10 protein-coding genes and 1 tRNA gene are annotated in these 10538 nt (G+C 72.3%); 7 read left to right on the plus strand and 4 right to left on the minus strand.

Annotation, left to right across the window (positions count from 1 at the left end; translation table 11 throughout):
* Positions 1-52: 52 nt before the first annotated feature.
* On the minus strand, positions 53-898 hold the full coding sequence (locus ACFRMQ_RS09190; RefSeq protein WP_380728579.1) for a hypothetical protein: 846 nt from the start codon (positions 896-898) through the stop codon (positions 53-55).
* Positions 899-1498: 600 nt separating this feature from the next.
* On the opposite strand from ACFRMQ_RS09190, the gene ACFRMQ_RS09195 reads away from it, so the two are divergent.
* The 7 genes from ACFRMQ_RS09195 to ACFRMQ_RS09225 all read left to right on the plus strand — a co-directional run bounded on the left by ACFRMQ_RS09195 (position 1499) and on the right by ACFRMQ_RS09225 (position 8537).
* Entirely contained in the window at positions 1499-2299 is an 801-nt protein-coding gene (locus ACFRMQ_RS09195) for a transglycosylase family protein (protein ID WP_380728581.1), read from the plus strand.
* A 284-nt stretch (positions 2300-2583) separates the two neighbouring features.
* Positions 2584-3273: an alpha-ketoglutarate-dependent dioxygenase AlkB family protein gene (locus ACFRMQ_RS09200; RefSeq protein ID WP_380728621.1), complete on the plus strand. Its 690-nt coding sequence runs from the start codon at positions 2584-2586 to the stop codon at positions 3271-3273.
* 140 nt (positions 3274-3413) lie between these two features.
* Positions 3414-4283 carry an acyl-CoA thioesterase gene (locus tag ACFRMQ_RS09205; protein ID WP_380728583.1) on the plus strand — a complete coding sequence of 290 codons (870 nt, stop codon included), beginning with the start codon at positions 3414-3416 and terminating at the stop codon, positions 4281-4283.
* A 257-nt stretch (positions 4284-4540) separates the two neighbouring features.
* Complete coding sequence (locus tag ACFRMQ_RS09210; protein WP_380728585.1) at positions 4541-5332, plus strand: DUF1684 domain-containing protein; 792 nt, start codon at positions 4541-4543, stop codon at positions 5330-5332.
* Between the two features lie 161 nt (positions 5333-5493).
* Positions 5494-6858: an MFS transporter gene (locus ACFRMQ_RS09215; RefSeq protein WP_380728587.1), complete on the plus strand. Its 1365-nt coding sequence runs from the start codon at positions 5494-5496 to the stop codon at positions 6856-6858.
* A 136-nt stretch (positions 6859-6994) separates the two neighbouring features.
* Positions 6995-7068 (plus strand) — tRNA-Pro (locus tag ACFRMQ_RS09220).
* An 815-nt stretch (positions 7069-7883) separates the two neighbouring features.
* Entirely contained in the window at positions 7884-8537 is a 654-nt protein-coding gene (locus tag ACFRMQ_RS09225; RefSeq protein WP_380728589.1) for a hypothetical protein, read from the plus strand.
* A 12-nt stretch (positions 8538-8549) separates the two neighbouring features.
* On the opposite strand, the gene ACFRMQ_RS09230 is transcribed toward ACFRMQ_RS09225, so the two are convergent.
* The 3 genes from ACFRMQ_RS09230 to ACFRMQ_RS09240 form a co-directional block, all read right to left on the minus strand.
* Positions 8550-8795 (minus strand): tyrosine-type recombinase/integrase, encoded by a 246-nt coding sequence (locus ACFRMQ_RS09230; RefSeq protein WP_380728623.1) that lies wholly within the window; start codon positions 8793-8795, stop codon positions 8550-8552.
* Between the two features lie 174 nt (positions 8796-8969).
* Positions 8970-9596, minus strand: coding sequence for a tyrosine recombinase XerC (gene xerC, locus ACFRMQ_RS09235; RefSeq protein ID WP_380728591.1), 627 nt, complete (start codon positions 9594-9596; stop codon positions 8970-8972).
* Between the two features lie 602 nt (positions 9597-10198).
* The gene (locus tag ACFRMQ_RS09240) at positions 10199-10489 is read right to left on the minus strand and encodes a transposase (RefSeq protein ID WP_380728593.1); all 291 of its coding nucleotides are present in this window, start codon (positions 10487-10489) and stop codon (positions 10199-10201) included.
* Between the last annotated feature and the right edge of the window lie 49 nt (positions 10490-10538).

The raw sequence follows: 10538 nt of genomic DNA on the forward strand, positions 1-10538 counted from the left end.
GGGCGGCCCCGGGCAGGAGGCCGCCCTCCGGCGGGCGGGGCACCGGGGCGGATCAGGTCCCGGCGAGCGGGAGGGAGGCGGCGACCACCTGGCCCAGCGCCACCGCCCGCTCCAGCGCCTGGCGCAGCAGGTCCTCGCGGGGCTGACGTCCGACCATGCCGGCCGGGACGGCGTACATGGTCACCTCGGAGAGCTGGCTCGCGGCCATCCGCCAGGCGTCGGTGACCTGGAGCGGCTGGTGCGCCTGCCACCAGCCGGTGCTGCCGCCGGCCGCGGCGGGTTGGAGGACCGCGTGCAGCTTGCCCATCGCGACCAGGACCGACCAGCCGGGCAGCTGTTCCGGAGTCTCGTCCAGGTCGGTGACGGGCTGGAAGCCGGCGTCCTGGAGCAGGTCGAGGAACTCGTCCTCGCCCGAGGTGCTGCCGGGACGGCCGACCGGACCGGTCGGCTCGACCACCAGTGAGGCGTGCCCGACCTTGCCGTGCAGCACCAGTCCGCAGGTGATGCCGAGGATGGCGGCCTGGCCGGGCGCGCTCTGCCGGGCCGGGTCGGGCCCGGCGGGGGCGGCCGGGGACGGCGCCGGGGCGGGCCGCGCGACGGCGGGGACTGCGAGGTCCGGGGCGCCGGTGTGCGACTGGCTGATGCTGCGGACGGCGCCGGCCAGCTGCTCCTCGGAGACCGGGACGACCTGGGAGGGGATGCAGCGGGCGTGCGCGAAGGCGAGGACGGCGGTCTCCTCGCCGACGAACAGCACGGTGCTGGTGGCATCCAGGTGCGTGTCGCCAGGGGTCCGGCAGGAGGTGCATTCGTAACTGTCGGGGGCGCGGTCGCCGCCCAGCAGGCGGTCGGCCTCGTCGTCGCCGATCTCGGACCGGACCTCGTCGCTGACGTCGAGCATGCGCGGCACAGGGTCTCCTCGGATGGGTGTGGATGGGGTTCGGGGGCGGACACGGGGAGGTCGACATGCCCAACGGGCCCTTGTGTCAGGCGTCACGGGTGCCGGTCGAGGCTGACGGGAATTGCTCGGCATCCGACCGCGAGGAGTGCTCCCGTGGTCGCAATCTGTCGATGTCGGTACCGGGACTGCCGGAACGGCTTGGTGAGGTGAGTCACGCCGCCTGGATGTTTGATCTAGGAATCGATGGCTAAATCGGACATTACGGTCATGATTCTTTGGGTCTTACCGGCGGTAACCCTTGGCTGAGCTGGGCAGACCGCCGGAGTTTTGATCTACCCGCCGACCGGCTCGTAGCTTCTTGGGCGGCGCAACGAGCGCCACCCGGGTTCACCCCCGACGCACAGCCCCCCGGTTCGCCGGGCGCGGCAGGTGCCCGCCGACGCGACCGCTCGAACAGGTCGTCGGCGAGCGGCTGGGTGGCCAGGGCGGCAGCGGCACGTCCGACACGTGCACGGCCGTCCGACGGACGTGGCAAGCGGGACACGGCCCTCTCCAGGGTCCGGTTCCGCATGCCCGCCCGGGGCTGTCGAGAGGAACCCCATGACCTTCCGTCACGAGACCGCCGCTGCCACCACCTCCGCCGCCACCAAGCGCAACCGCGTTCGGATGGCCGTCGTGGCGGGCGCCGCTGTCGCGGCCCTGCCGGTGGCCGGCCTCGTCACGGCCACCTCGGCTTCCGCCGCCTCCGTCTCCACCTGGGACGCCGTCGCCCAGTGCGAGAGCGGCGGCAACTGGGCCATCAACACCGGCAACGGTTTCTACGGCGGTCTGCAGTTCACCTCCAGCACCTGGGCCGCGTTCGGTGGCACCGCCTACGCCTCGCAGGCCAACCTGGCCACCAAGGCGCAGCAGATCGCCGTCGCCGAGAAGGTCCTCGCCTCGCAGGGCCCCGGCGCCTGGCCGGTCTGCTCCGTCAAGGCGGGTCTGACCAAGGGCGGCGCCCCGGCCGCCGTCGACACCTCGGCGGGCTCGACCGCCACCAAGCCGGCGCAGACCCCGAAGGCCGCCGCCAAGCCGGCCGAGGCCCCGAAGGCCGCCCCCAAGGCCCAGGCCGCGCCGAAGAACGACGCCGCCCCGAAGGCCGCTGCGCCGAAGGCCGCCGCCCCGAAGGCCGACATCCGCAAGGCCGCGCCGAAGGCCGACCAGGGCGCCACGTCCTGGAAGGGCTCGAACGACGCCAAGCCGGCCGCCAAGGGCGACTACACGGTCAAGGCCGGTGACACCCTGAGCTCCATCGCCGCCGCGCAGGGCCTGGACTGGCACGACCTGTACAAGAACAACGCCAAGGTCATCGGCGGCAACCCGGACCTGATCTTCCCGGGCCAGACCCTCAGCATCTGAGGTTCCCCCCGGGTGTTCGGGCGATTCGAGTGCCCTGAGCGCCCCGAGTGCCCTGAGCGGCCTGCGCCCCGGAGCTCCGTGCGCGGCTGACAGCCGCTGCCCGGGGCTCCACCGCACCGCTGCCGCCCGCCCGATCGGGCGGCGACGCGCCCGGCTTCGTCCACGGCCGCTCTCCCGCCGCGCGGATCCCTCCGCCGGACGGGAGGGCGGCCGTCGGCGTCGGTACGGGCGGTTCCGGACGCGGGCGGGCCCGCGGGGTCCCGGTGCGGGAGGATGGCGGGGTGATCCAGGGCGAGCTGTTCGGTGACCCGGGCGGGGCCTCGGGCGCGCGCCGGCGTTCCGAGCCGGCCCCCGGAGCCGTCCTGCTCCCCGGCTGGCTGGACCTCGACGCCCAGCGCCGCCTGGTCTCCGCCTGCCGGGACTGGGCCCGCCCGCCGGCCGGCCTGCACACCGTGCGGATGCCCACCGGCGGGATGATGTCCGTACGCATGGTGAGCCTCGGCCGGCACTGGTACCCGTACGGCTACCGGACGGTCGCCGAGGACGGCGCGCCGGTCAAGCCGTTCCCGCCGGTGCTCGGGGAGCTGGCGCGCAGGGCCGTCGCCGAGGCCTACGGGCCCGCGCTGGGGGAGATCGCGGGCGCCGCGTCGTACGAACCGGACATCGCGATCGTCAACCACTACGCGCACGGCGCGAAGATGGGCCTCCACCAGGACCGCGACGAGCGCGTGGACGCGCCGGTGGTCTCGCTCTCGCTCGGCGACGGCTGCGTGTTCAGGCTCGGGAACACCGAGACCAGGACCCGGCCGTGGACCGACCTGGAACTGCGCGGCGGCGACCTGTTGGTCTTCGGAGGTCCGGCCCGGTTCGCGTACCACGGGGTGGTGCGGACCCTGCCGGGGACGGCCGATCCGGCGCTGGGGCTGGTCGGGCGGCTCAACATCACGGTCCGGCAGTCGGGGCCGGCGGTGTAGCGGTGGGTCCCCGCCGACGGTTTCGGCTACTCGTTCGAGTGAACTGGGGGCTCCGACCCGCTGCGCGGGAATGACCCGGGTCGCCAGAGTATTCGAGTGAGCTGGAGAATTCGTTCGGAGTCCGGAGAGGAAGGGTGAGCATGGGTACCCCCGTCGACGACCTCGTCGATCTGCTCGACCTTGAGCAGATCGAACTCAACATCTTTCGGGGGCGCAGCCCCGAGGAGGCGCTGCAGCGGACGTTCGGCGGCCAGGTCGCCGGGCAGGCGCTGGTCGCCGCGGGGCGCACCGTGGACGACGCGCGCCCGGTTCACTCGTTGCACGCCTACTTCCTGCGCCCCGGGGTGCCCGGCGTGCCGATCGTCTACCAGGTCGACCGGATCCGCGACGGCCGGTCCTTCACCACCCGCCGGGTGCTCGGCATCCAGGGCGGCCGGTCGATCTTCGCGCTCACCGCCGACTTCCACAGACCGGAGGAGGGCGGCATCGAGCACCAGTACCCGATGCCGCCGGTGGCCGGCCCCGAGGAACTGCCCAGCGCCCTGGACGAGGTCGGCTCCCGGCTCGGCGAGCTGCCCCCGTTCATCAGCCGCCGCCAGCCCTTCGACATCCGCTACGTGGACCGGCTGCGCTGGACGGAGGAGGAACTGGAGGGCGTCGAGGCGCGCAGCGGCGTCTGGCTCCGCACCAACGGCCCGCTGCCGGACGACCCGCTGATCCACGTCTGCGCCCTCACCTACGCCAGTGACATGACGCTGCTGGACGCCGTCCGGGCCCCGGTCGAGCCGTTGTGGGGCGAGCGGAACTTCGACATGGCCTCGCTCGACCACGCGATGTGGTTCCACCAGCCGTTCCGGACGGACGACTGGCTGCTGTACCAGCAGGAGTCCCCGATCGCGCACGGCGCGCGCGGCCTGGCGCGCGGGCAGATCTTCGACCGGCACGGGCAGCTGGTGGTGTCCGTGGTGCAGGAGGGGCTGTTCCGGCCGCTGAAGCGCCGTGACGGGTAGGTGATCGATGTGGCCCGTGCCGTGCCGGGTGCCGCGCCCGGCGCCCTGTCGCGCCCCGCGCCCGGTGCCGCGCGCGCCGTGTTGTGTTCGGTGCCTTGCCCCGTGTTGTGCCGCGTGTCGGCGCGTTGCCGCCGTGTTGCGGTTTCGGCGGTCTCGGGCCGACGGGAATGATCCGTCCGCGTGGACGGCGTTGTGAATGACCGAGACGGGCGGCCCGAACCGCGGGCCGTCCGCGGACCGACCGGGAGGGTGGACCGATGACGGCGACGGCCGCGGAGGACTGGAAGCACTGGAGCGACGGCCGGGCGGCGTCGGTGAGCGCGCCGCACGGCCCGCTGTCACTCACCGGCACGCACTGGCTGGAGCCGGAGCCCGCCGGGATCCCCGGACTGCCCGGGCTCTGGTGGGCCGACGCGGAGGGCGTCCGGCTCCGGGCGGCGGCGGCCGACGGCATCACGGTCGACGGCGCGGCCGCACCGGTGGACGGCGAGGTGCTGCTCCGTCCGGACACCGACCCGGCCGCTGGCACCGCCACGCTGGGCGACGCGCTGCTCGTCCCGATCGAGCGCGAGGGCGAACTGGCCCTGCGGGTCCTCGACCCGGCCGCGCCGCGCAGGACCGCCTTCGCGGGCATCTCGGCCTACCCGTACGCGCCCGAGTGGGCCGTGCCCGCCGTCTTCACCCCGTTCGCGGACGGTGACGTGCGGTCGGTCGTGGTCCCGAACGCCGACGGCAAGGAACGTCCGCTGGCCATCACCGGGCAGATCGCCTTCACCGTGGCGGGCGAGCACCGCACGCTGACCGTCAGCCGGTCGGGCAAGCGGCTCAGCGGTGTGATCGCGGACGCGACCAGTGGCGTCGACACCTACCGCTTCCGCTTCATCACCCTGCCGGCGCCGGACGCCGAGGGCCGTACCGTCCTCGACCTCAACCGGGCCTATCTGCCGCCGTGCGCCTTCTCGGACCACTTCATCTGCCCGTTCCCGCCGCCGGGCAACCGGCTGGACTTCGCGGTGGAGGCGGGGGAGAGGCAGGTGCTGAGCCGGTAGCGGCCGTGGGCCTCTCCGACACCGGGGCCCGCTGGAGTCGCCCAGGATGCGCCGGAGGGGCGCCCGGGGCGTGTCCGGGCCGTGCCGGGACCGTTCCGGGGCCGCGCTCGGGCGGGCCCCGGTGCCGGGGTGGCCGGGGGAGGGGCGGAGCATGGGGGACTATGTCGGACAATCAACATTCCACTCCGTCGCCTTCGCCCTCCTCCGTCGAGCCCGAATCCGACCCTGGACCCGGACCCGACCCCGATCCTGAACCTGGCTCCGGGCCGGGGCCGACGCCGGCCGCCGCCTCACCCTGGTACCGGCGGGCGTTCGCCGACCTCAGCCCGCTGCGCGACAGCCCCGACTACCGCCGGGTCTGGGCCGGACAGGCCGTCTCCTCCATAGGCCAGCAGATGACGGCCGTCGCCGTCTCCGTCCAGGTCTACGACCTGACCGGCTCCGCCTTCGCGACCGGTCTGGTCGGCATCTTCTCCCTGGTCCCACTGGTCGCCTTCGGCCTCTACGGCGGTGCGATCGCCGACACCGTCGACCGGCGGCGGCTGGGCCTGATCGGCTCGGGCGGCCTGGCGGCCGTCTCCGTCGTCCTCGCCGCGCAGGCACTGGCCGGCCTCGGTCTGGTCGCCGTCCTGTACGCCGCCGTGGCCGTCCAGGCGGGCTTCTTCGCCCTCAGCTCGCCGGCCCGCTCCGCGATGATCCCCCGCCTGGTGCCCAGCCACCAGCTCCCGGCGGCGAACGCCCTGAACACCGTCAGCATGAACCTCGGCCTCACCGTCGGCCCGATGCTCGGCGGCGTCCTCATCGGCGCGTACGGCGCCCAGGCCGCCTACCTGGTCGACACCGTCGCCTTCACCGCGACCCTCTACGCGATGTGGCGCCTGCCCGCCATGCGGCCGCTCGGCGAGCGCAAGGGCCGCGCCTCCGTCCTCGACGGCCTCCGCTTCCTGCGCGAGCAGCCCAACCTGCGCACCAGCTTCCTCGCCGACCTGGCCGCGATGGTCTTCGGCATGCCGCGCGCCCTCTTCCCCGCCATCGCGGTCACCTTCTACGAAGGCGACGCCGGCACCGTCGGCCTGCTGGTCTCCGCCCCGGCCGTCGGAGCCCTGGTCGGCGCGCTCTTCTCCGGCTGGGTCGGCCGGGTACACCGCCAGGGCATCGCCATCCTCGCCTCGGTCGCCGCCTGGGGCCTGGCCATCGCGGCCTTCGGCGCCCTCCACAACCTCTGGCTCGGCCTCCTGCTGCTCGCGGTCGCGGGCTGCGCCGACACCGTCAGCATGATCTTCCGCAACACGATGATGCAGGTCGCGGCCCCCGACGAGATGCGCGGCCGCCTCCAGGGCATCTTCATCGTGGTCGTGGCCGGCGGCCCCCGCCTCGGCGACTTCGAGTCCGGCACCGTCGCCGCCCTCACCAACCCCGCCACCTCCGTGATCACCGGCGGCCTCGCCTGCGTCGCCGCCGTCCTCCTCCTCGCCGCCCGCCGCCCCGCCTTCCTCACCTACGACGCCCGCCACCCGACCCCCTGACCCACCGGCCCCCGAACCTGGCAGCGAGCACCCCCCGACGTGCTGTATTGTTTTCCACGTCGCCGGGACAACCGGAGACAAGGTCGAGAAGCCCACAGCAGAGCCCCCCAGGCCCTTGCTCCGGGCGCCGAGACCACGGGACGTGGCGCAGCTTGGTAGCGCACTTGACTGGGGGTCAAGGGGTCGCAGGTTCAAATCCTGTCGTCCCGACTTGCGAATCCGCAGGTCGGAGGCCGTTTTCATCTGAGGATGGGGACGGCCTTTTTGTGCGTGTCGCGGGGTGATGGTCGCGGGGTGGTCGCACCTCGTCCGGTCGCGGATCGCAGCCGGGCGCGGGCTGACCTGGTCAACTCGCTGCTGTATGGCTGGAGTTGGTGCACGTGGCCCGATCGGTGGCCGGATCGTTAACCACTCACGACGTCCTGTGGCGGGTGACCTCGCGTCGCGGGGTTGACGAGGCCGGGCGTGAGCATCGTTCAATTTGTGAGCTTTCTTTCGCTCTGTCCGCATTTTCTGGGTCGGATGTCGGCGCGGGGGCGGTCCCGCAAGGCGAGGGTCTGCGACCACCATGCGACCACCACGCAGGCGGGAATCGCCCTGGCCAGGCGGTCCTCCTTGCTGGGGCGCAAAGGGGCCCGGCAGGCCGCGGGCTTCGGAGACGGTGTGCTGAGGGGTGGGGCGCGCCGGGTGCGGCTGGGGCAGATCTTCGGCGATGACGTGCCCCTGGGTTCGCTGGGTTCCCTCCTCCTGGACTGCTACAGCGTTCCCGGGGGTCGGGCTGTGCTTCACGGTGACCGGGAATGCCGCCAGTTGGGGCCCGGTGCGTGGCTGGGCCGTGTCGAGCTCGCGGCCGGGCCGTTGTGCGGGTCCTGCGCGTGGATGTTGCCGGCAGACCATCCCGTGGGCGAGTTCGCGGTCGCGGTGGCAGGGCTGAGAACTCCCGCCGTGGTGGCGGGCGACGGCGCGCTGGCGGCCCGGTGCCGACACCAGGGCCTGCGGGCGCTGAGCCCGCCCAGGCGGTGCGGGTGTGGCGGCGCGCGCAGACGCGCGCGCTTGAGGGCTTTGCGGCCGCTGCTGCTTTCCCCTGGCTGGAGCTCTGGGCAGGGCCCAGGCTGTCCGCGCTGACCGGCGCGGTCGAGCAGGCTCGCGGAGCGGTTGCCCGCCGCGTTGACCCTCGCGAACTGCTGACGGCTGCCTGCGTGGCGGCCCTGCCCGTGCCGGTCGGGCTGCGGGAAGGGCTGCCGGCATGTGCGGGGAGTTGGGGGGTCGACGGGGAGTGGCTGCTGCTGGAGGCGTGGATGCGCTGGCAGAGCGCTTGCGCCGAAGGCGAGGCACGGGTGGCGGACAGCGTATGGGCGGCGTCCGCAGCGGTCTACGAAGCGTTCGGCAGACGGCGCAAGGCACGTGATGAGGCGCTGGACAGCGTCCAGCGCCTCATCACGGCCTCAATCGACCAGGCATGGCGGCTCGCTGAAGAGGAGTGCGCCGGGCGTGTACACCTGGTTGAGATGGCGCTCCCGCTACTTGAGACGGAGCCGTTCACAGGTCGGGAGCACGATCCGCTCACCTTTTGGCAGGCCGAGGTGATAGCGGCCCACCAGACCGGTGTCGACTGGCTGGCTGGCCAGGTCTCGCTCACCGTCCCCCAGACGGTGGCCGATCTACTCCTGGGCAGCTGACACCCGGGCCGGTCAAGCAGCGTGGCGGGGCTGGAAACCGGGCCAGTCATCAAGGTCCGTGGCGGCCAGTTCGTAGGCATGGGCGAGTGCGTTGACCGCGTCGTCCGCGGCGTGCTTGAGCAGGTGCCCGTAGATGTTGATGGTCGTCGCGATCGTCGAATGACGCAGCGCCTTCGACGCGATGGCGATGGACACCCCGGAGGTGATCATGATGGTCGCTACCGTGTGCCGCAGGTCGTGAATCGCGATCAGCGGCAGCCTGGCCTCGGTCTAGCGGCGGCGCAGCTGGTCCAGGAGGTACTGGGGGCGCAGAGGGGCTCCGTCGACGTCCGCGAAGACGAGTCCACGCAACGGCGCTCCCGGAGGCAGCAGAGACTGCTGGTGGTCGGCTTGGCGCTGCAGCGCGGCCAGGACCCGTGGGTTGACGCTGACTCAGTCCTTGCTCGCCTTGGTCTTCGGCGCGCACAGGTGTAGTTCGTTGTTGTCGATGGTGGCCAAGGTCCAGCGGACGAAGATCTTCCGCTCCATGAAGTGGACGTCCTCCCAGTGCAGCCCCAGCACCTCCCCGCGTCGCATCCCGGTTCCCAGCATCACCTCGAACACGTCGGCGACCTGGTCGCGGTAGTATAGCTCGTTGTGACGCAGGAGCGCCGCCGCCTGCACCGCGGTCCAGCACAGGCGCTCGGCCGCCGCCGGCCGCGCGCCGATGGCACCCTCGGCCGCGTTGTAGCCGATCAGACGCTCCTTGTGGACGGCATGGCTCAGGGCGCTGCGCAGCGTCGCCCCCAGCCGGTAGACCGTCGGCGTGCCGCGGCCCTGCAGACGCAGGTCGGCCTGCCAGGCGGCGACATGCCGGGGATTCAGGTCCTTCAACCGCATCCGGCCGAACACCGGGAGAAGCTCCTGGCGGACGCACTTGTCGTAGGCGGCCGCGGTGGACGGCTTGAGCGTCCGCTTCTTCAACGCCACCCACTCCAGCAGGAACACACCGACCGTCAGCTTGCGGTCCTCGAACACACCCGTCGCCTCCGCGTTCAGTACGCCCTGCAGTGCGTACACGGCATCCTCCCGTGACCCGTAACCGCTGCGCCGCCGAGTACTGCGCCCCTCCCCGTTCGTCGGCATGTCCACCGCGTACGCCCAACTCCCGTGCAGTTCATCCGCTGCCAGCCGCGGGCAGCGCGCCCCGATCGGACGTCGATCCGCGCCTCGGCAGCCACAGCGCCGATAGACCCGCCCACGCTCGAACTCAGCCGCAGTGCTCACCATTGAACTCTCCCTTCACGCAAACAACTTCCACCACATGCATGCCCGCCAAGCAGCCACGAAGTCGCACCGAGCAAAGGGGCCCGAAGTACACCCACAGCGCACGACACGGTGCTCACCCCAATCCGACTCGGAGCCAGGTTTGACCCAGCGGCGCTTGGTGCGCGCTCTGCCAATCTCGTGGGCGTAGCCGCGAGAGGCGACGCATCTGGGCACGTCGGGGTCAGGGGCAGCTGCCGCTCGGGCTCGTTGGCCCCCTCTCCAGCTGACGTGGTGCTCGCGCGGACCGGGTGGGCGACGGACTTCGGGCCGGGAATCTCGTGACGGAGGTCGCGGGGGAATGCAGCCCTGCGTGGCCACCGAACGCCTACCGCCGCAGGATCGCCTTCACGGTGTCACCGAATGGCGGGGCAGCTGGGCTGGTCGATACGGCGCTGGTGCTCCAGCGGACTCGGGAAGAAGGAGCCAGTGCGTATCTTGGGGATGGCCAGTTCCGGGTGGCCGGCCTGCGTGGTCAGGGGCTTGTCCCAGCGACGGTTGCGCCAGGCGGTGATGCGGGCCTCGGTGTGTTCGCCCCGCTCCGCGCCGATCCGGGCGGTGACCTCGGCCTCGATGTGTTCCTGCAGGATCCGCTGGGCGATAGTCCTGATCAACTCGATTCCGTCCGCTGTACGCAGTGACTCCATGAGACGGAGTAGGGCAGACTAGGGAAAGGCCATCTCGCACCTCTCCTTT

The organism is Kitasatospora sp. NPDC056783, assembly GCF_042789895.1.
Classification (GTDB): Bacteria; Actinomycetota; Actinomycetes; order Streptomycetales; family Streptomycetaceae; genus Kitasatospora.

Excerpts from the sequence above, each read along its gene's own strand:
- ACFRMQ_RS09190 (WP_380728579.1), bottom strand. The coding sequence starts at position 898 with ATGCTCGACGTCAGCGACGAGGTCCGGTCCGAGATCGGCGACGACGAG.
- ACFRMQ_RS09195 (WP_380728581.1), top strand. The coding sequence starts at position 1,499 with ATGACCTTCCGTCACGAGACCGCCGCTGCCACCACCTCCGCCGCCACC.
- ACFRMQ_RS09205 (WP_380728583.1), top strand. The coding sequence starts at position 3,414 with ATGGGTACCCCCGTCGACGACCTCGTCGATCTGCTCGACCTTGAGCAG.
- ACFRMQ_RS09210 (WP_380728585.1), top strand. The coding sequence starts at position 4,541 with ATGACGGCGACGGCCGCGGAGGACTGGAAGCACTGGAGCGACGGCCGG.
- ACFRMQ_RS09215 (WP_380728587.1), top strand. The coding sequence starts at position 5,494 with ATGTCGGACAATCAACATTCCACTCCGTCGCCTTCGCCCTCCTCCGTC.
- ACFRMQ_RS09240 (WP_380728593.1), bottom strand. The coding sequence starts at position 10,489 with ATGGAGTCACTGCGTACAGCGGACGGAATCGAGTTGATCAGGACTATC.